General features: G+C 44.0%; 12 protein-coding genes and 1 riboswitch. Of the genes, 6 read left to right on the forward strand and 6 right to left on the reverse strand.

Annotated features, from left to right (window positions below; all coding sequences use genetic code 11):
• The 4 genes from R7Q47_RS20885 to R7Q47_RS20900 all read right to left on the reverse strand — a co-directional run bounded on the left by R7Q47_RS20885 (position 1) and on the right by R7Q47_RS20900 (position 5,686).
• Positions 1-2,058: a hypothetical protein gene (locus tag R7Q47_RS20885; RefSeq protein WP_005381229.1), complete on the reverse strand. Its 2,058-nt coding sequence runs from the start codon at positions 2,056-2,058 to the stop codon at positions 1-3.
• Positions 2,055-3,650 carry a site-specific integrase gene (locus R7Q47_RS20890; protein ID WP_318089362.1) on the reverse strand — a complete coding sequence of 532 codons (1,596 nt, stop codon included), beginning with the start codon at positions 3,648-3,650 and terminating at the stop codon, positions 2,055-2,057. The genes R7Q47_RS20885 and R7Q47_RS20890 overlap by 4 nt, the downstream gene beginning before the upstream one ends.
• Positions 3,640-4,983 carry a site-specific integrase gene (locus R7Q47_RS20895; RefSeq protein ID WP_031779062.1) on the reverse strand — a complete coding sequence of 448 codons (1,344 nt, stop codon included), beginning with the start codon at positions 4,981-4,983 and terminating at the stop codon, positions 3,640-3,642. Before R7Q47_RS20895 ends, R7Q47_RS20890 begins: the two co-directional genes overlap by 11 nt.
• 163 nt (positions 4,984-5,146) lie before the next feature.
• Positions 5,147-5,686, reverse strand: coding sequence for a single-stranded DNA-binding protein (locus R7Q47_RS20900; RefSeq protein WP_005381235.1), 540 nt, complete (start codon positions 5,684-5,686; stop codon positions 5,147-5,149).
• Positions 5,687-5,963: 277 nt separating this feature from the next.
• On the opposite strand from R7Q47_RS20900, the gene R7Q47_RS20905 reads away from it, so the two are divergent.
• The 4 genes from R7Q47_RS20905 (at position 5,964) to R7Q47_RS20920 (ending at position 12,461) form a co-directional block, all read left to right on the forward strand.
• The gene (locus R7Q47_RS20905; RefSeq protein ID WP_033907423.1) at positions 5,964-6,608 is read left to right on the forward strand and encodes a LuxR C-terminal-related transcriptional regulator; all 645 of its coding nucleotides are present in this window, start codon (positions 5,964-5,966) and stop codon (positions 6,606-6,608) included.
• 159 nt (positions 6,609-6,767) lie between these two features.
• Positions 6,768-7,640, forward strand: coding sequence for a UTP--glucose-1-phosphate uridylyltransferase GalU (gene galU, locus R7Q47_RS20910; RefSeq protein ID WP_005381239.1), 873 nt, complete (start codon positions 6,768-6,770; stop codon positions 7,638-7,640).
• A gap of 149 nt (positions 7,641-7,789) precedes the next feature.
• Complete coding sequence (uvrA, locus tag R7Q47_RS20915; RefSeq protein ID WP_054575329.1) at positions 7,790-10,612, forward strand: excinuclease ABC subunit UvrA; 2,823 nt, start codon at positions 7,790-7,792, stop codon at positions 10,610-10,612.
• Between the two features lie 67 nt (positions 10,613-10,679).
• Positions 10,680-12,461, forward strand: a complete 1,782-nt coding sequence (locus R7Q47_RS20920; protein ID WP_213877770.1) for a PglL family O-oligosaccharyltransferase — start codon at positions 10,680-10,682, stop codon at positions 12,459-12,461.
• Between the two features lie 59 nt (positions 12,462-12,520).
• On the opposite strand, the gene R7Q47_RS20925 is transcribed toward R7Q47_RS20920, so the two are convergent.
• A complete protein-coding gene (locus R7Q47_RS20925) occupies positions 12,521-13,642 on the reverse strand; it encodes a pyridoxal-phosphate-dependent aminotransferase family protein (RefSeq protein ID WP_033907426.1) in 1,122 nt (373 codons plus the stop codon).
• A gap of 220 nt (positions 13,643-13,862) precedes the next feature.
• Positions 13,863-14,041, forward strand: a riboswitch (Lysine riboswitch).
• 101 nt (positions 14,042-14,142) lie between these two features.
• Between R7Q47_RS20925 and lysC the strand changes: the two genes are divergently transcribed.
• Positions 14,143-15,495, forward strand: a complete 1,353-nt coding sequence (lysC, locus tag R7Q47_RS20930) for a lysine-sensitive aspartokinase 3 (protein ID WP_017821324.1) — start codon at positions 14,143-14,145, stop codon at positions 15,493-15,495.
• Between the two features lie 86 nt (positions 15,496-15,581).
• Here lysC and metH read toward each other — a convergent pair whose 3' ends face one another.
• Complete coding sequence (gene metH, locus R7Q47_RS20935) at positions 15,582-19,262, reverse strand: methionine synthase (protein ID WP_154204997.1); 3,681 nt, start codon at positions 19,260-19,262, stop codon at positions 15,582-15,584.
• A 191-nt stretch (positions 19,263-19,453) separates the two neighbouring features.
• Between metH and R7Q47_RS20940 the strand changes: the two genes are divergently transcribed.
• Entirely contained in the window at positions 19,454-20,785 is a 1,332-nt protein-coding gene (locus R7Q47_RS20940) for a cation:proton antiporter (protein WP_154204996.1), read from the forward strand.
• Positions 20,786-21,567: the final 782 nt, after the last annotated feature.

The following is a 21,567-nucleotide window of genomic DNA, read 5'->3' on the forward strand; positions in this document are numbered from 1 at the left end:
TTATAGCTCCATTAATTCAAATACATCATCTGCCATTCCTAGTTCATCCGGTAACTCAATTTCCGTGTTTAATCCCTTACTCATCAATACTTCCTTCACAGGAGAAGGGTCATACTCATCAGGAATTCGAACCGCAGTGCCATCAGGTGTATTTTCATCTTCTAAAATACGGATTTTGGTTCGGATATGGGCTAATCGCCACCCCTGACTACTTACCCAACGATCGGAACCAAACACCCCCATTTCATGATCTTTCATTGTTTTTTCTAACTGCTTCCCTACTTCCTTTTCCCTCTTTTTAAGTAGCAATAAAGAATTACTAAACCCTTTGATGCACACCATTTCCTTACAGGTTTCACAATCACCATTGCGTTGACATGGTGACATTGCATAATCGTGCTCGCAAACACCTAGCTCAGTGACAATGGCAGAACCTGCCAAGTTTTTACCAATATCCTCAAAGGTTACGGGAAGCCTACGCTTAATTTTTTCTAGCACATCAACATCTTCGGAGATCATCAAACCTGCAACTTGTTCGGCTTTTTCTTCTTCCGTCCGATGGTCGTATTTACGATTGTCACCCACTTTTGCACGTCCTGCCCAATTGGCTAAGGTCAACTCATCCATACCCCCACTTTCGGCCATAGTGCTTAACCAATGACGTGCTTTATGTGTGTTCAATTCAATAGGTTGTCCATTTTTCAGGTTAAACCCATGTTTAACCCAAAGGGTACGATCACCTTTAGACTCCTTCTGCACAAAGCGATCATTAACGTGATTGACAGTGGGAATACAGAACGAGAAACCCCGAGGATTAAATTCTGCATGAAATTCATTTTCACGGTGCAATAACAATGATTCTGAAGCCTTGACGTACTTATCTTTATCTATGTAAGGCCATTTCGGAAACTTCTTAATATATTTTTCATACTCATGCTTTCCCAGTACGTTGTAAGAAATGGAACCGTCATTATCCGTAAGTAGTTTTATCAACCACTTTGGCGTTGGAGCTGCATTCATAAAACTTTCGTAATTTGTTGATATTGCAGCATTAAACTGTTCGATAGAAAGTGGTTCAGAATCAGAAAAACCTTCTGGCGTGATACAACCAGCGTGTACCATAAACTTCTCAGGATGCTCCTCGGCAAACTTGGCAGCCTTACGGGCTGGGGCACTGATGCGCTTGAGGCGTTCAACCGCCTCCACCACAGTGTCTTGCATCACAGTTGGCACCCACTTAATACCCTCTTTCCCCTTTTTGGCTGGCACCCAGCGAATACCAAGTTTTTGGTCACCTGCACGATCTTCTTCCCACACCAAACAATCTACAGGCAATGTCGTTTGCTCTGAGCCTCGGGAGGGAGCTGTCATCAACAGTGCGTAAAGAGCAGTAAAGTATTCCGCTTCAACACCCAGTTGCGGTGCTTTACGGAAAACCTCAGCGACAAGCATCATCTCCTCGGTGGTTGGCAGCTTTTCCGAGCGATGCTCCTGACCTTTATCATCAAGCGCAATTGTTAGATCTTTAACCTTACTATATGGGTTAGACCACTCTGGCAAACTCGGTGTGATAAGTTGACTCCGACAAAAATTAAGCATCAACTCCATTTGATAGCCTACTTTGTTTCTTGCTTCTGCATCAGAGAGTTGACGATGAAAAACCTCATCCATCCGCTCTAACACAGTGCCATCAAGTAACAAAATATCAGCTTTACCCGTAGCCAGAACCAATGCCTCTTCAAGAATACGGATAGCTTCCATGTGACGTTGCAAATTAGCTATAGGTTTGTCCGTGTACAAGTTCTTTATATATGCTTTAGCAAAATCCAAAAATGGAGCAGCAAGAGGCTCGTAGTGGTATGAATTTGATGGCTTTAGGTTAGTAGAGAAGCGTACTACAACCTTCCTATTACCCTTAAAGGTCACCCATTTGTTTTCCTGCCAGTTATCATTACCAAACGCAGTCAAATGGGTACGACAACTAACAATGAACTCGTTGAGGTTTTGCTTCCCTGTGAGTTCATCTTTTGGCATAAACCGAATAATGTTACCTATCATAAACTAGCCTCTTTAGATTCTTTCATCTCCGCACATGCTTGCACCACCCATTCCACAGCAAGAATTAGCGTATCCTTGGTCGAGGCATATTGTTCGCTTTTAGTCGCTTTCAACCGCGCCTCTTTCTCTGCGTAGAGGCCATCTAGAAACTTCTCATGTGGAGCATCAAGAAGGGGACGAAATTTTTCGCAAAGGTAACAGGATTCATAGCCTTTCACACAGAAATCATTAGTGCCACAAGCACCAACAACTTCATTATCTGTGTTTGGAATGCATGCTGATGGATCATTACCACGTTCTCCATCAGAAACCGTCTCTATTATCTCTCCCTTGAAAGCCTTAGCAAAAGGAGCCAATTGTTTACCAATAGCCTTGTCGATATAAGTCACTGTGTCAGCGGCATTTTCTACATACACCTTGACATTTTGGGTATCTGATTGGTCGAGTGCTTCAGCAATGATATATTCACTTACTCCTTTGCGACCTAAGTTAGTGCCTCGGGTTCGGCGGAAGCGTCGTGCAGAAAGTTGTATAATATCACCAGTGCGCTCACTGATGGCTTCGTTTAAAAGGCGAACCCTTCGCATGAAATCGTCGCGCATCTGGGCTGTAGATATATGCATAACATCCGTAGATAGAAGCCCGTCTAACGCCCCAATATCCGTATTTTCATTGAGTACTTGTCTGAGAATATCTTCAGTCGTCGACCAATCAATGAACAATGGCGTTAATTCCTTTTGCCTTTCTGTTAACTCTCCTCCATACAACTTGCTTAATTTGTCTTGCTCTTGTTCAATCAAATTAAGAAGGGTTAAGTAAAGTTCTTCCGTGATAGCGAGCTTCTTAAACGCTCCCCGAAAGCCAATACCTCGCTGCTTAGACCGAGGAATGTTTAGGTAGTAATTAACAGCTTTTGTTTCTGAATCGCGCTCTTTTAAAAGATCTACCGCCTTCAACTGGCGTAATTGAACTGATCGTCTTGCAGTGGCTTGAAGAAGCGATAGGTAGCTATAGCAAGGTAAAGAGATTCTGTCTTTAGAAAACAACCGAATCAGCTCATTTGCGACTGCTACTTGCTCATTTTGAGTCAATGCGCCTGTATACGGGCATCGATTGGCAATAGCTACCCCTTTTTTGTTGCCAGCTAATCTCATTCCCTCCAACACCCGTACCACTTGGCTGCTGATACCACTGTAGCCATAGTCGTACCAGCTAATTAAAAAGCCACGAAGCGACCCTAAATACCATTCGTGCTCATCGTCAAGCATGGCTCGCCAGTTACGGACAACATGCTCATCTATGGACTTGCACCCTGTGTCACGTACCATGCGCTGAAATCGTAGATACATGTTTAATGTGTGACTAGCGGAAAGCTCTTCCGCATACCGTGCCAGTGACTTCCTAAACCCCTCATGGACTTCCGGTTCTAGTGATAACACTTCGCGCTGAAAACTAATTGTCACGTCTTTGTTCAAGACCCACGTGTCGGAATCAATATCAAAGCTATATCTATCCCGAGAGGTTTTTAGGGGGGATTTCAGACTAGGTAAAGCTGTTTTAGCTGTACCCTCCAACGCAAGGTTACTCATCATTATCTCCGTTCTTTTCTAATTCTTTTTTGGCTTCGTCAGCCTTCCTTTGTAGCTCTTCTTGTTCCATAAGAGATACTTCATTGGCTTTTCTAGTGACATGGCGCTGATTGTAAACATTCCCCGATTTTTCACTGGAGTGCCCCATCTGATGCTTGCGCATTTTAGCCTCCTTGCCACTATCTATGTGTTCATGCCCCTTCACACCCAATGCGGCCAATTCGTTGTTTTTATCGATTTTTTCTGAGAACCCCTCATTCCAGTTGTGCCTAAAGTAATGTGGATGAATAACTTCAAACCTTGCATCGACAGCCTTCATCGTTGGTACGATGGTGTTGTCAAACGTAGACTCAGAGACTGGCTGCCCCTGTGTTGAGCATTTGCGATGTGTAACAAAAAGGTAGGGATGCTTATTGGCATTGGGGGTTTTGGCGCGGCACTCAGTAATGTAGCGACTAAGCAGTTCGGCTGTCTCATTACTGATCCGCAGCATCCTTTCTTTTGTCTTGGCTACAGGCTGCTTAGTGCGTGAGTCATGCTTGTCATCATGTGTCCGCCTAACCCAAATAGACTTTTTGTCACCATGCAGTGTCATGTCTGTCAACATTAGAGAAAGCATTTCACCACGTCGAATACCATGCTTTTTCATCAAGTGAAACATTAAGTGGTTACGAAGGCGGACATCTTCATGTTTGAAAGGGTTCTTAGGATTATCATAGTGTGCTACTGCCATGAACTCTTTAACTAAATCATCAGGAATAGTCTTACTGTTTTCTTTGTCTAGGACATTTTTGCCCTTTCCTTTAGGACGAGCTGCCTTAAATTGCTTCTCCATTTCATTAATAGAGCGGTTGAGCTTTTTGTTGGCTGTGCGGCTGACAGCTAACTTGGCAAGGAAGATTAAATATTCGATAACAGATGTCATGCGGTTATAGTGATGGTCACGACCAACAGAAGGCATTACATCAATTAATTTAGGTACGTCAGTCATACTGACGACTTTATTTCTACCTTTATTAACTTTTCTTTTAACACCTTTTAAGTGTTGAATATCCAAAGCGAGATAAGATTTAATACTCTCGATATCTTTCTCGCCAAGAAACTTACCCTTTTGAAACTCGGCATACAGGTCTCGCTGCTCTTTTTCCTGCCAACCTAAAAACCACTTCACATGATAAATCTTATTTGAAATGGTGTTTTCCGCTTTGCCGACCGATCGTAACTTGGAAGTCACCCACAGTGTCACATGAAAGTGGGGCATCGCATCCTCACCCATCAAAATCGGATAACGTTCCCCATTTTCAAAAACCAGTGTTTCAATACTATACGTAGCCATGACACCTTTATTTTTACACTTTTCATATACGTAAAAACCATATAAGCATATAATTACTATTTTTAAAAGTGTAAAAATAAAAAAACCCAGCATTTCTGCTGGGTTATAGTATCTTGCGCTGTAACTTTACCGCTTTTCTTTACGATTTTAATTTATACGTAATCTAGAACGGGATATCGTCGTCAAAATCCATTGGTGGCTCATTGTACTGCTGCTGTGATTGCTGCGGAGCCTGTTGTTGTGGTTGCTGTTGCTGAGGCGCATTGTACTGCTGCTGAGCTGGCTGTTGAGGCTGACCCCATCCACCTTGTTGCTGCTGTTGACCGCCCATTGGTGCGCCGCCACCTTGAGCACGACCGCCAAGCATTTGCATCACACCATTGAAGCCTTGAACAACGACTTCAGTTGAGTAGCGATCTTGGCCACTTTGATCTTGCCATTTGCGAGTTTGCAGTTGCCCTTCAATGTAAACTTGAGAGCCTTTACGCAAGTACTCACCTGCTACTTCCGCAAGTTTGCCGAACAACACAACACGGTGCCATTCCGTTTTTTCGCGCTGTTCGCCAGTCGCTTTATCACGCCATGAATCAGAAGTCGCAATAGTAATGTTTGCTACTGCACCGCCATTCGGCATGTAACGAATTTCAGGGTCGTTACCTAGATTCCCCACCAAAATAACTTTGTTAATTCCACGGCTGGCCATGATGTGCTCCGTTTCACTCTGGATATATAAAATTTTAGCGCATTAGAATAGCACGCTTTAATGTTTTGATTAAAGTCTAATACCATTGTGATCTATTGAGTCATGCTCTAGAACCCAAATCGTATTTCAACTTACGTGTGTAGCATTTTTGATTCGCGTTGCAGACATCGTTTCGTGAAGCTTTGAATTCGAACGCATTTATTCAGTAAAGCGATGGTTATGGCCTCTCTTTAATGCCAGTTTATGGCTTCTATTGAACCCAGGGAGATTGGAACACGTGAGAAAGTCGGCTTACGCAAGAAAGCTATTTCTGATCAGTATGGAAGATAATGCGCAAAAAAAAGTGGCGGCACTCGAAAAGTACATTGATATGAGCATCCCGGTGATTTCAACCGAAGCACTCATGGAAGCCAAGCCACAACACCGTAATAAAATTCTACTGATAGACTTCAGTGAACATAAATCACTTGTTCAATCGATCAAAAACTTGCCTCTTGTATGGAAAAACTTTGAAACCGTTGTCTTCAACGTGCCTAAAAGACTAACCACGGATGAACTTCTTTCATTTGGTCAATTAAAAGGTGTGTTTTATTCTGAAGATACGCTAGAGCAAATTGGAGAAGGGTTAAAAGGCATTGTTAACGGTCAAAACTGGCTGCCGCGTAATGTAACCAGTCAACTTTTACACTATTACCGCAATGTCATTAATACTCATACTGCACCAGCTACGGTAGACCTAACCATTCGTGAGCTACAAGTACTGCGTTGCCTACAAGCTGGCGCCTCGAACAGTCAGATGGCCGAAGAGTTATTCGTCAGTGAATTCACCATCAAATCGCACTTGTATCAGATATTCAAAAAGCTATCCGTAAAGAACCGAGTACAGGCAATCGCCTGGGCAGACCAAAACTTAATGTCGTGATGCAATGTGAGCGGCTCTGATAACTGAAATGACGAGTCGCTCATCTTTTTTCCGCACCGAGTCTCACATTTTTTCCTACTTTATTCATGATTCATTGATACCTCTCGTGTTAAAGTTATGCGCAGATTCTTGATAAAAACGAGATAGGATATTCCCCCAATGATAAAAAAATGTCTGTTCCCTGCTGCAGGCTATGGCACACGCTTCCTACCGGCAACGAAATCTATGCCAAAAGAGATGATGCCAGTCGTGAACAAACCGCTTATTGAATACGGTGTCGAAGAAGCAATCCAAGCTGGTATGAACGGCATGTGTATTGTGACAGGTCGTGGCAAGCACTCGATCATGGACCACTTTGATAAGAACTACGAACTGGAACATCAGATTAGCGGTACCAACAAAGAAGAGCTGTTGGTAGATATCCGTGAAATCATTGAATCTGCAAACTTCACTTATATACGTCAACGCGAAATGAAAGGCTTGGGCCACGCGATTCTAACTGGACGAGAATTGGTAGGCGATGAGCCATTTGCTGTTGTTCTTGCTGATGACCTTTGTGTCAACGAGCAAGAGGGCGTACTGGCTCAGATGGTGGCACTATTTAAGCAGTTCCGCTGTTCTATCGTTGCAGTGCAAGAAGTACCAGCCGAAGAAACACACAAATACGGCGTTATCTCTGGTGAAATGATCAAAGACGACATCTACCGCGTAGACGACATGGTAGAAAAACCAGAGAAAGGCACGGCACCTAGCAACCTTGCTATCATTGGCCGCTACATCCTGACTCCCGATATTTTTGAACTGATTGAAAACACTGAACCAGGTAAAGGTGGTGAAATTCAAATCACTGACGCGCTGCTAAAACAAGCAAAAGCGGGCTGTGTATTGGCTTACAAATTCAAGGGCAAACGCTTTGACTGTGGTAGCGTTGAAGGTTACATCGAAGCAACTAACTATTGTTTTGAAAACCTGTATCTAAAAGATGAAAAAACCTCTGAGCTAGGTAAGCACGCAACACAAAAAGCTGTATAAAGCATCGTCGTAGTACGAAATTACTGTATCGAAAGCCCAGCACAACGCTGGGCTTTTTACTTTACTGTTTTTTTATCCAGTAATTTTCTTTGCACATTTCTCACACTATGTAATACTTGCCCCACTTGGTTATACATAGAGCAAAAACGATGGATAAAATAGAAGTTCGCGGTGCCCGAACCCATAACCTTAAAGACATTAATCTTACAATCCCTCGCGATAAACTGATTGTCATTACTGGACTAAGTGGCTCCGGTAAATCCTCTCTCGCTTTCGATACATTGTATGCAGAAGGCCAACGACGCTACGTAGAGTCTCTCTCTGCCTACGCTCGTCAGTTTTTGTCTCTGATGGAAAAACCCGATGTCGACCACATTGAAGGGTTATCACCTGCGATTTCTATTGAACAGAAATCTACCTCTCATAACCCGCGTTCAACCGTCGGTACAATTACCGAAGTCTACGACTACTTACGTCTATTGTATGCTCGTGTGGGCGAACCCCGCTGTCCAACGCACCATGCCCCTCTTGCTGCGCAAACCATCAGCCAAATGGTGGACAAAGTCCTAGAGATGCCGGAAGGCAGCAAAATGATGTTATTGGCGCCTATTGTCAAAGAACGTAAAGGTGAGCATGTTAAAACGCTTGAGAACTTAGCGGCTCAAGGCTTTATTCGTGCGCGTATTGATGGAGAAACTTGCGATCTTTCCGATCCTCCAACCCTTGAGCTACATAAAAAGCACACCATTGAAGTCGTGGTAGACCGCTTTAAAGTTCGTCCAGACTTACAACAGCGCTTGGCCGAATCTTTCGAGACAACACTCGAATTATCAGGCGGAATTGCGGTTGTCGCGCCAATGGATGGCGACGGTGAAGAGATTATTTTCTCCGCCAACTTCGCTTGTCCACAATGTGGTTACAGCATGCAAGAGTTAGAGCCGCGACTTTTCTCATTCAACAATCCTGCTGGTGCATGTGGCACTTGTGATGGCTTGGGTGTTCAACAATACTTCGATCCAAGCCGAGTCATTCAAGATGATTCATTAAGCTTGGCACAAGGTGCGATTCGCGGTTGGGATCAAAAGAACTACTACTACTTCCAAATGCTCACCTCATTAGCCGATCATTATGGTTTTGACCTCCATGCCCCTTTTAATTCTCTGCCAAAGAAAACGCAAGATGTCATTCTAAAGGGCTCAGGTCGTACTGAGATTGAGTTTAAATACATCAACGATCGTGGCGATATTCGCGTAAAACGCCATCCATTCGAAGGTATTCTGAATACCCTAGAACGTCGCTATCGTGATACAGAATCCAACTCTGTCCGTGAAGAGCTTGCAAAATACATCTCCACTAAATCTTGTTCAAGCTGTGGCGGTACTCGTCTACGCCTCGAAGCACGTAACGTGTTTATTGCTGATACGACACTACCTGAGATTGTTGAACTCAGCATTGCTGATGCATTGGAGTTCTTCCATTCCTTGAAACTGGAAGGTCAACGAGCCCAAATCGCTGAAAAAGTGATGAAGGAAATCAACGACCGCCTGCAATTCTTAGTTAACGTCGGTTTGAACTACCTAAACTTATCACGCAGTGCTGAAACCTTATCAGGCGGTGAAGCTCAACGTATTCGTTTAGCAAGCCAAATTGGTGCAGGTCTTGTTGGTGTCATGTACGTCTTAGATGAACCGTCGATTGGCCTCCACCAGCGTGATAACGAACGACTCCTAAAAACACTGACTCATTTGCGCGATTTAGGTAATACCGTACTTGTGGTAGAACACGATGAAGATGCGATTCGCTGTGCAGATCATGTCATAGATATTGGTCCTGGTGCTGGCGTACATGGTGGTAATGTTGTTGCGGAAGGCACCATGGAAGAGATAGTCGCGAATCCGAATTCTCTGACAGGTCAGTACTTAAGTGGTGTTAAAGAAATCACAGTACCGAAAGATCGCACGCCGCGAGATCCGAAAAAAACGGTTGAGCTATTAGGCGCAACAGGTAATAACCTTAAAAACGTTAACCTTTCAATTCCTGTTGGGTTATTCAGCTGTATTACAGGGGTATCTGGCTCAGGTAAATCAACGCTGATTAATGATACTTTCTTTAAAATTGCGCATACCCAACTTAACGGAGCGACAACGGCTCAGCCTTCACCTTATAAATCGATTAAAGGTCTAGAGCACTTCGATAAAGTCATCGATATCGATCAAAGCCCAATTGGCCGTACACCTCGCTCTAACCCTGCAACCTATACGGGGATCTTTACACCAATCCGTGAACTGTTTGCAGGCACACAGGAGTCGCGTTCTCGCGGTTACAAGCCGGGCCGTTTTAGTTTTAACGTACGCGGTGGTCGTTGTGAGGCCTGTCAGGGTGACGGTGTTATCAAAGTAGAAATGCATTTCCTACCAGATGTTTATGTGCCATGTGATGTGTGTAAAGGTAAACGCTACAACCGTGAAACGCTCGAAGTACGTTACAAAGGTAAAACTATTGATGAAGTACTAGAAATGACGGTCGAAGATGCACGCACCTTCTTCGATCCAGTTCCTGCCATCGCTCGCAAACTACAAACACTGATGGATGTGGGTTTGTCGTACATACGATTGGGTCAAGCGGCAACAACACTCTCCGGTGGTGAAGCACAGCGTGTGAAACTGGCGCGAGAGCTATCCAAACGTGATACAGGAAAAACCTTGTACATTTTGGATGAACCAACAACCGGCTTGCACTTCCATGATATCCAGCAGTTGCTCACTGTACTGCACAGACTTCGCGACCACGGAAATACTGTCGTGGTGATCGAGCATAACCTGGACGTCATTAAGACTGCGGACTGGATTATCGATCTTGGTCCTGAAGGGGGTCAGGGTGGCGGCGAGATAATCGCTCAAGGCACTCCGGAAGATGTGTCGCAAATCGAGGGTTCGCACACAGCTCACTTCCTCAAGCCTATGTTGAAGTAGAAAAAACAGGTAAAGTATCGAGACCAGCAAGTGCTGGTCTTTTTTCATTCAAAACAACGCAATAACTATGGCTACTATACATGTAAGTGGAACAAAGCTTTCTCCCGAAAAAGTACAGGTTCCCCTCAATCGCAAGTTTCTCATTGCCTTGGCAACACTATTTGTGTTGGCAATGCACTTTTTCATGCCCAACCCCGGCGGTTCGGGGCTTTCGCTTTCGTTCAATGCGACAACTTGGATTGCTTTTAGCTTTGCATTAGGCATTGGGTGTTACCAACTTGCGAATAATCGAGTACTACGTTACTCAAAATTAACCATCGGCTTGTTCATTAGTGCTCTTATCATGACGGTGCCCATTCTGTACCCAAATGCGAATAGCAGTTTGGCAGCCAATAAGCTCATTGGCCTGTGGTGTGGTGTCCTGTTCTTTATTGTCTTACAACAATTTCATTTCAGTAATAAACATCGCCAACGCCTATTATGGTTCATTGTCCTTGCGGTTGTTATCGAAGCCATTTTTGGTTTGACACAATATCTGTATCTCAAACCAAGCAATCCGTTTGGTTACGACACGGTGGCCAATCGTCCTTATGGTATTTTCCAACAGCCCAATGTAATGGCCAGCTTTCTTGCGACAGGGTTGGTGATTGCCAGCTATTTACTTGCACGTCAGCCCTACAAATACGATCGTAAGTTAAGCGATGTTTACCTTCTCTATGCCGTACCAGTTTTAACTTTACCACTAATTGTGGCGTTGGCTTCACGCACTGGTTGGTTAGCCTCGGTCATCGCCGTGTTGTTGGTCATTCCATACATGTACCGCTTTGCAACCAAAGGGCGCTTTATCCGCTGGGTTGTGTCACTTGTAAGTGGGCTCTTACTCTCAGTCGTTGTCATGCATCTTGCCTTTCCTGATGGAGGTGGGTTAGCCGCAGAAAAAGTAAATATGGAGTCTCCTCGAGCGTATACTTTTCCGCAAACATTAGACATGGTGATTGAAAAGCCTTTTACTGGTTATGGATATGGTAAGTTTGAATCTGAGTACATGCTGTATACGGCTCGTCAACATGCCCTAAATGAGAATTACCCAGCTGGTTTGCCAGCCATGGATCATCCGCATAACGAGCTGCTTTACTGGGGAGTAGAAGGTGGCTTGCTGCCAATACTCGGCATCTTCTTAGCGATGGCACTGGTACTGTATCGAATCTATCAAGCCAAACGCGGAACTCGTCTTGCGTTGCTGGCCTTGTTTATACCTATCGTATTGCACTCACAACTGGAATACCCTTTCTACCACTCTCTCGTGCATTGGTTGATCTTCGTTATCCTACTGTACTGGGTCGATCAGCGCGTCTCTCGTTATCGACAAGTCGGCTTTAGTAATGTAACCAAAAGCTTGCTGCGTGTTTTTAGTTTGGTACTTCCCGTTGCGTTTACGTTTTACATGGTAAGCGCATTACATACGAATTATGTATTGACGAAGTTTGAGACTACTAGACCAACTAACCCTGATATTCTGAATCAAGTCAGTAACCCTGTAGTTTGGAAAGACAGGTTTGATTGGGATGTCTATAGCACGTTTTTAAACCTTGGGCTGTACCAACAAGACGCAACCTTGATTCAGCCTTATATCGATTGGTCGCTAAAAATCATCAAAGATAAGCCTCGCCCTGCATTTTATAATAATTTGATTTTGGCCTACCAAGGCTTAGATGACTCAAGTAAAGCGGAGCAAATTAGAGCTGAAGCGCAGTTTTTGTTCCCGAAGATTGATTTCAGTGACGTCAATTACCAGCCACCTTCTCAAGCAATATCTGCCTCACCAGCCCCCACTTCAGGAGCTGAGTAATAAATACCAAAAAGCGAAGGGATGACCTTCGCTTTTCTTTATCTCATTGCTGTATGATTTTATTCAGTGAGTGACTCTTCTAACGCTTTTAAGCACAGCGCAACGTTTTCAGATCGAGCGCCGTAACCCATTAAGCCAATACGCCACGCTTTACCAGCTAATGCCCCAAGGCCTGCACCAATTTCTAGGTTATAGGTTTCTAGCAAGTGAGCACGAACTTTTGCTTCATCAACTCCTTCAGGCACGTAAATCGCATTTAATTGTGGCAACCGATGGGCTTCGTCCACAACAAATTCAAAGCCTAACTTTTGTAAGCCATTTTTGAGTTTTTCATGCATCAGTTGGTGACGAGCCCAAGCGTTTTCTAATCCTTCATTTTTCAGTATCAATAAAGCTTCATGAAGCGCATACAAGCTATTAACTGGCGCCGTATGATGGTAACTACGCTTGCCTTCTCCACTCCAATACCCCAAAACTAAACTCTGATCGAGGAACCAACTCTGTACTGGTGTTGTTCTTGCTTGAATCTTTTCAATCGCGGCAGGAGAAAACGTCACTGGTGAGAGCCCAGGTACACATGACAAACATTTTTGACTACCAGAGTAAACCGCATCCAGTTGCCATTCATCCACTTTTAACGGCACACCACCAAGCGATGTCACCGCATCAACAATAGATAATGCATTATGCTGTTTCGCCAGCTTACCCAATGCTTGAGCATCACTGACTGCACCAGTTGAGGTTTCCGCATGCACAAAAGCAAGAATTTTTGTATCTGGGTGCTGTTCGAGTGCTTGCTCGACTTTATCAATGGAAACAGGCGTCCCCCATTCATCATCGACGATAACAACTTCGCCACCAGCACGGACGACATTTTCGCGCATGCGTTCACCAAATACACCGTTACGGCAGACGATCACTTTGTCGCCTTTCTCGATCAAGTTTACAAAGCAGGTTTCCATCCCTGCGCTACCAGGCGCTGAAACCGCAATAGTGAACTCATTGTCAGTTTGAAAGGCATACTTCAATAGCTGCTTGAGCTCATCCATCATACCGATAAACAGAGGATCAAGGTGACCTACCGTAGGACGGCTTAGTGCTTGTAACACTTGAGGATAAATATCAGAAGGACCAGGTCCCATTAAAATACGGTGAGGCGGAATAAAGCTTTGGATCGACATGTCAGCTCCTTGATTATCTTTTATCCTGAGCATTCTAAAAGTTCTATTCAATAACATGGCTCAGGTGTAGGGTTCTTCACCCTAATAGATTTTTCCTCTATCAGCAATTAGCCGTAAGTATGGAGGTCAAACCAGTGTCACAAAATCGTTAATAAAAAACACCATAAAGGTTGAAATATTGATTGACATTAAGGCCTCAAAACCGTTCAATGTTTGAGCTTTATGTAGAAGAGGAGCGCTACCCAGGTAGATGATTTGTGGAACCGCAATTCCAACACCAATCATTGAGGGGGAGTAGTGCCGAGGTAAGTCAAAGTTGCAGGATTTGACTTGTCGGTTGAATTGGGCTGAATCCCATCAACTGTCATCAGCGCAGTCTGATGAAGGGCTTCTGAGGGTAAATTTTTCAAATAGCATTCTAAATACCTCTCTTTTTGCTCTGTTCCTTTTCTCACTAAACATTGGATGTACAATTTTTTAGGAAGTCGTGGGAGAACGCAGTGAGCGCATTTAACGTAGCTAAATTCGGTGGAACCAGTGTTGCCAACTTTGAGGCAATGAGTCGTTGCGCCACCATTATCGAAAACAATCCAAATACTCGCCTGGTCGTGAGCAGCGCTTGCTCTGGCGTCACCAACCTATTGGTAGAACTCGCCAACGGTGTTCAGGATCAAACGCACCGTACTGAGCTGCTGCAAAATCTGGCCAACATTCATGACGCCATTTTAACTCAGCTCGAAGACAGCACGAAAACTGCTGCCGAGGTGTATGGCATATTAGATACCGTAACCAGCCTGGCCGAGGCTGCATCTATCCAAGCTAGTGCGAAGTTAACCGATCATTTAGTCGCATGTGGCGAACTCATGTCGACGCATATTCTAACTCAGTTAATGTGTGAGCGAGGCATTCAAGCTGTGCGCTTTGATATCCGCGATGTGCTGCGTACTGATGACAACTTTGGTCGCGCAGAGCCAAACATTGAAGCAATTTCGACGCTTGCGCAAGATAAACTCGTACCACTTTGCCAACAATCCGTTGTTGTTACTCAAGGCTTCATAGGATCTGACGAAGCCGGTAATACAACAACACTAGGTCGAGGAGGCAGCGATTACAGCGCCGCCTTAATTGCTGAGAGCGTCAAAGCGGCAGGGTTAGAAATCTGGACTGATGTTCCGGGCATCTACACAACAGACCCGCGAATTGCGCCAAAAGCCTCACCAATTCCTGAGATCAGCTTTAGTGAAGCTTCAGAAATGGCTAACTTTGGCGCTAAAATCCTTCACCCTTCTACGCTAGTACCTGCATTGCGCCACGACATTCCGGTATTTGTGGGGTCATCGAAAGAGCCTGAAAAAGGGGGAACTTGGATTCGCCACCAAGTCGAAAGCTCACCGTTATTCCGTGCGCTAGCTTTGCGTTGTAACCAAACCATGGTAACGCTACGCAGCGCCAATATGTTCCACGCATACGGTTTCTTAGCAAAGGTCTTTGAGATCCTTGCAAAGCATAAGATCTCTGTCGATTTGATCACGACATCTGAAATCAGTGTATCGTTAACACTTGATCAAACTGATACATCTGGCGGAGCACCACAGCTGCCGCAAGCTGCACGAGAAGAGTTAGAAGAGTTATGTAAGGTAGAAGTTGAACATGACCTATGCCTCGTTGCTCTCATTGGTAACAACATGAGTGAGAGTAAAGGCTACGCGAAACAGGTTTTTGGCACGCTAGAAGATTTTAACCTACGCATGATTTGTTATGGCGCTAGCCCTCACAACTTATGCTTCTTGCTCCATGAATCGGTATCGAAACAAGCCATACAAAAACTCCACACGGAGTTGTTTGAGAAGTAAGTTCAACTCAATAAAACAAAGGGCTGCGTATCTGCAGCCCTTTGTTGTTTCATTAGTTGTTATATTTGGACGAGGTAAACATCAATTTAACCATTAATGTTTGGCCCTAACCATTTTTCAGCCTCGATCCTATCCCACCCCTTACGATCGGCGTAACTCTCTAGCTGATCTTCTTGGATCTGTGCGATCGCAAAGTAACGTGAGTCAGGATGAGAGAAGTACCAACCAGATACTGACGCACCCGGATACATTGCATAGCTGGAGGTTAGAGTCATGCCAATATTCTCTTCCACATTAAGTAGCTCCCAAAGCGGTCCTTTTTCAGTATGCTCAGGGCACGCTGGATAACCTGGTGCAGGGCGAATACCTTGGTATTTTTCACGAATGAGATCATCGTTAGATAAATCTTCATCCGCAGCATAACCCCAAATTTCTTTACGGACACGCTCATGCAAATACTCAGCAAACGCTTCGGCTAGGCGATCCGCCACCGCTTGAATCATAATTGCGTTGTAATCATCTCCCTGTGCTTTGTATTCATCAGCAAGCTCTCGTTCACCAATACCACCAGTGACAGCAAATGCCCCTATCCAATCATGTTTACCCGACTCTTTAGGTGCGATGTAGTCGGATAAACAATAGTTGAATCCTTTTGGTTTCTCGGTCTGTTGTCGCAAGTTACGTAATACTTTCACAACGTCGGTACGAGTTTCATCAGCATAAACTTCAATGTCGTCCCCCACGCTCGCAGCAGGGAATAAGCCACACATTCCACGCGCTTTTAACAGGCCTTCTCGCTCAACTCGATCAAGTAACTCGTTGGCATCTTCGAATAAACGTTTTGCTTCTTCACCAACTTCTTCATGTTGGAAAATTGTTGGATACTTACCCACAAGTGACCAAGTCATAAAGAATGGTGTCCAATCGATGTATTGACGTAATATAGCCACATCAAAATCATCGAAGATATGAATGCCAGGCTTAACAGGCACTGGAGGAGTATAAGCTTCCCAATCGATCGCAACTTTATTCGCTCGAGCCGCTTCTAATGTCACTGGTTTGGTTCTCGGTTTCTTTCGATTATGTTGATCACGTACTCGTTCGTAATCAGCTTGAAGTTTTTCAACAAATTCAGGGCGACGTTCATCTGACAGAAGAGAAGTACATACGCCCACTGCACGTGAGGCGTTGTTCACGTAAACCACTGGATGCTTGTAATTTTGCTCAATCTTAACTGCTGTATGGGCTTTTGACGTTGTTGCGCCACCGATGAGAAGAGGTAAGTTAAAGTCGAGACGCTCCATCTCTTTTGCAACATGCACCATTTCGTCTAATGAAGGCGTGATCAACCCTGATAAACCAATAATATCGACGTTTTCTTCTTGCGCTACTTTTAAGATCTTTTCGCAAGGAACCATGACACCAAGATCGATAATTTCGTAGTTATTGCACTGCAATACAACGCCAACGATATTTTTCCCGATATCATGTACATCACCTTTGACCGTCGCTAGCAAAATCTTACCGTTTGTTTGACCCACCTGCTTTTCTGCATTGATGTAGGGCTCCAGATGCGCGACTGCTTGCTTCATCACTCGTGCAGATTTTACGACCTGAGGAAGGAACATTTTACCTTCACCAAACAAGTCTCCGACGACGTTCATCCCATCCATTAGTGGGCCTTCAATCACCTCTAATGGCTTTGAAGCGTTGACACGAGCCTCTTCGGTATCATCAACGATGAACTCAGTTATTCCTTTCACTAACGCGTGCTCTAAGCGCTTTTCAACAGGCCAAGTTCTCCACTCAAGTGCAGAGGCATCCTCCTCTTTACCTACCCCTTTGCCTGCATATTCCGCCGCGATATCTAACAATCTCTCAGTGGCGTCATCACGACGGTTAAGAACGACATCTTCCACAGCCTCACGCAATTTTTCAGGCACGTTATCGTAGATTTCTAACTGACCCGCATTCACAATCCCCATATCCATACCATTTTTAAAACAGTGGTAGAGGAACACCGCGTGAATCGCTTCACGTACATAGTTATTGCCACGGAAAGAGAATGAGACGTTAGAAACACCACCCGAGATCATCGCATGTGGTAAATCACGTTTGATATCGCCAACGGCTTCAATGAAATCCACCGCGTAGTTATTATGCTCCTCGATCCCCGTAGCAATGGCAAAAATGTTTGGGTCAAAAATGATGTCTTCTGGTGGAAAGCCCACTTCATCAACAAGAATTCGGTAAGCGTTGGTACAAATTTCTACTTTGCGCTCACGTGTATCTGCTTGCCCAATCTCATCAAACGCCATCACAATCACAGCCGCACCGTAACGGCGGATCAACTTAGCTTGTTCAACGAATTTCTCTTTGCCTTCTTTGAGAGAGATCGAGTTAACAATGCCTTTGCCTTGGATGCACTTAAGACCGGCTTCAATAACCTCCCACTTGGAAGAGTCAACCATGATTGGTACTTTTGAGATTTCAGGTTCTGACGCACAAAGGTTTAAAAAGCGAACCATACAAGCTTGTGCATCCAACATGCCTTCATCCATGTTGATATCGATAATTTGAGCGCCATTTTCAACTTGTTGACGAGCCACATCGAGCGCTTCATCGTACAGCTCTTCTTTAATTAAGCGCTTAAAACGCGCAGAACCGGTTACATTCGTACGCTCACCGACATTGATAAATAAAGAGTCTTTATCAATAGCGAGTGGCTCTAGGCCAGACAAGCGACAAGCAACGGGAAGTTCAGGTAATTGACGAGGGGCGATATTTTCAACCGCGAGTGCCATTTGGCGAATGTGCTCAGGAGTTGTACCACAACACCCACCAATCAAGTTTAAAAAGCCACTTTGAGCCCACTCTTTAACATGCTTAGCCATATCTTCTGGCGACAAATCGTATTCGCCGAATGCATTCGGAAGCCCAGCATTTGGGTGAGCGGAAACAAAAGATTCTGATATACGAGAGAGCTCTTCAACATAAGGACGCAGCTCATCTGGACCAAGTGCACAGTTCAAACCAAACGAAATCGGTTTAACATGACGTAATGAGTTGTAAAACGCTTCTGTGGTTTGACCGGATAATGTCCGACCGGAAGCATCAGTAATAGTCCCCGAGATCATCACAGGTAACTCAATCCCCATCTCTTCAAACACACTTTCAACAGCAAATGAACAAGCCTTAGCGTTAAGCGTATCGAAGATGGTCTCGATAAGAATAAGGTCAGAACCACCTTTAATTAGAGCACGAGTCGATTCAGAGTAAGCCTCAACTAACTCGTCGAAAGAAACATTTCGATATCCGGGGTCATTTACATCAGGAGAAATAGAACAAGTTCGGTTTGTCGGCCCTAAAACCCCTGCGACATAACGCGGTTTATCGGGTGTTTTTGCGGTCCATTCGTCTGCAACTTCACGTGCAAGCTTGGCAGCTGCAAAGTTAATTTCTTCACTTAGGCTTTCCATCTCGTAGTCAGCCATCGCAATGGTTGTTGCGTTAAACGTGTTGGTCTCAAGAATATCTGCACCCGCTTCTAAATATGCAGCGTGAATTTCCTTGATAAGTTGAGGCTGACTTAGAACCAACAGGTCGTTGTTACCTTTTAGATCACAATGCCAATCCGCAAAGCGCGTTCCTCGATAGTCTTGCTCTTCAAGTTTGTACCCTTGAATCATGGTTCCCATACCACCATCAATCAAAAGAATACGTTGCTTCAATTGAGCTTCAATCTGTTGTCTTACGTTACTTCCCACAGTACAGCCTCATTCCTTTAGTTATCTTTCCATCCTATCACACAAACTTCAGGAGTCTAGACGTCTAAACGTAGAATTAATGATTATTTTATATCCTTCTTAACTTGCAAAATAATCACGAAAAAATGTTTGCTATTTAAGCAGCATCAGCCGAGAATTCCATTCATAAAATGTTACAAATAGAGAGCTCTATGTCGGTCTATCATACTTTATGTTTTCTATCCGCAGCTGCGATGCTAATTGCTTTTGTAAACAGCAAGATAGGAAAGATGCAAACCACCATTGCGATTACCGCAGGTTCAATGGTGCTTTCACTTCTAATCTTAATTGCGGGTCAAAACAACTGGTTCCATCTCACCGAAATTGCGACGGAGACGGTCACAAGGATTAACTTCGAAGATTTCTTGCTCAAAGGCATTCTTGGCTTCTTACTATTTGCTGGTGGACTAGGCATCAAACTCCCGAACCTTAAAGATCAAAAGTGGGAGATCACTGTTTTAGCCCTTGGAGCTACACTGTTTTCTACGTTCTTTATTGGATTTACGCTGTATGGGTTTTGTCAGTTAATTGGCATCCAATTTGATTTGGTCTACTGCTTACTATTTGGTGCTCTAATATCGCCAACTGACCCAATCGCTGTATTGGCTATTGTGAAAAAACTCGATGCTCCTAAACGTATCTCCACTCAGATTGAAGGAGAATCGCTCTTCAATGATGGCTTCGGTTTGGTTATCTTCGTCACTCTATTTACGATTGCATTTGGCACTGAGGCACCAACTGTAGGTAGTGTCACCTTGCTCTTCATCCAAGAAGCTATCGGTGGTATCACATATGGTTTCGTCCTCGGTTTGCTATTCCACTACTTGATCAGTGCCACCGATGATCACTCAATGGAATTGTTACTTACCATTGGTATCCCAACAGCAGGTTACGCATTTGCTGAATACATCCATGTATCAGGCCCACTCGCGATGGTTGTATCCGGTATTATGATTGGCAACTGGACACGCTTTATTGGCTTTTCAAAAGAGAGTGAAGATCACCTTGACCATTTTTGGGAGCTTGTTGATGAGTTCTTGAATGGCGTGTTATTCCTACTGATCGGCATGTCGATGCTGCTATTTGAATTCCACAAAGAAGACTGGATTATGATGGCTATTTCAGTCCCTCTTGTACTAGCAGCTCGCTATTTAAGCGTATTTCTCTCGTACATTGGCTTTAAGCGTTACAGAAAATATAACCCGTGGTCAGTACGTATTTTGACGTGGGGCGGCTTACGCGGGGGCCTTGCATTGGCAATGGCACTTTCCATTCCATCTGGTATTTGGGTGATTCAAGATAAGTTAATCGATGTAAAAGAGATTATTCTTGTAATGACCTACTCCGTCGTTGTTTTCTCTATCCTCATTCAAGGCTCAACAATCACCCCAATGATTGAAAAAGCAAAAGCAGAAGAGAAGAAGATGGAAGAGAACAACCAAGCAATAACCACTCCGGAACATACGGAGCCAGTGGACTCTTAAAGACACGTAACTTAATAAATAAAAAGCAGCTACCTAGCTGCTTTTTTCATAACTAATTTTCAGACTCCCCTTCAAGGACGAATGCTCCTTATTCTTTGATATACCTTCAAATATACTAAGAATCGCTACGCTGCATTTTCATAGATACTAACTATTGCCGATAGATAGTATTCATAGACGAGCCTTTTAATTTACCCATTTATCACTTCTCTTCTCTTGGCAATATAGGCTCCTCGCAAATATCAAAGCTAAACTTCCACAATACTTAGCAATGAGCGAGTTTGTATTTTTATGAGAAAGATACATTTAGGGTGATTGCGTTCAGAACCCAAACAGGTTAGCAATCTCACCAAGATAAAACTGAGCTAGCATTCAGGTAGATCAAAGCCTTAACAGAAATTTAGTCCCCCTCTCTCTTGATCTCAGTGAGACTAAACTTGTATTCAAAGTCGTCCTGTTTTCAAAATTGGAACAAGTGACACCTCAAACAATTAAACTCTGTCACATAACTAGATTTTCTAATATCGAACAAAAGGAGCTTTGGTGAATGAAGAGGCTCAAAACTAGCGCTCGAGACTGCAGAAACCACACAAAACTGCGTTCCACTTCACTCATACAGGGCTTAGAAAGCATAGCCAGAGGGAAGCCTGCCTCTCGATGCAAGGTTTCAATATGAAAGTGGGTTTAAGGTAAGTCGGAGAACCAAAACGAAAAAAGCCTCAGTCTTTCGACTGAGGCTTAATATAAGTGGCGGAGTGGACGGGACTCGAACCCGCGACCCC

The sequence above is a fragment of the Vibrio sp. Vb0349 genome, assembly GCF_033338975.1.

Bases quoted from the DNA above. Each gene is read 5' to 3' on its own strand.
- R7Q47_RS20940 (WP_154204996.1), top strand. From the start codon at position 19,454: ATGTCGGTCTATCATACTTTATGTTTTCTATCCGCAGCTGCGATGCTA.
- R7Q47_RS20890 (WP_318089362.1), bottom strand. From the start codon at position 3,650: ATGATGAGTAACCTTGCGTTGGAGGGTACAGCTAAAACAGCTTTACCT.
- uvrA (WP_054575329.1), top strand. From the start codon at position 7,790: ATGGATAAAATAGAAGTTCGCGGTGCCCGAACCCATAACCTTAAAGAC.
- R7Q47_RS20895 (WP_031779062.1), bottom strand. From the start codon at position 4,983: ATGGCTACGTATAGTATTGAAACACTGGTTTTTGAAAATGGGGAACGT.
- R7Q47_RS20900 (WP_005381235.1), bottom strand. From the start codon at position 5,686: ATGGCCAGCCGTGGAATTAACAAAGTTATTTTGGTGGGGAATCTAGGT.
- R7Q47_RS20920 (WP_213877770.1), top strand. From the start codon at position 10,680: ATGGCTACTATACATGTAAGTGGAACAAAGCTTTCTCCCGAAAAAGTA.
- R7Q47_RS20925 (WP_033907426.1), bottom strand. From the start codon at position 13,642: ATGTCGATCCAAAGCTTTATTCCGCCTCACCGTATTTTAATGGGACCT.
- galU (WP_005381239.1), top strand. From the start codon at position 6,768: ATGATAAAAAAATGTCTGTTCCCTGCTGCAGGCTATGGCACACGCTTC.
- R7Q47_RS20885 (WP_005381229.1), bottom strand. From the start codon at position 2,058: ATGATAGGTAACATTATTCGGTTTATGCCAAAAGATGAACTCACAGGG.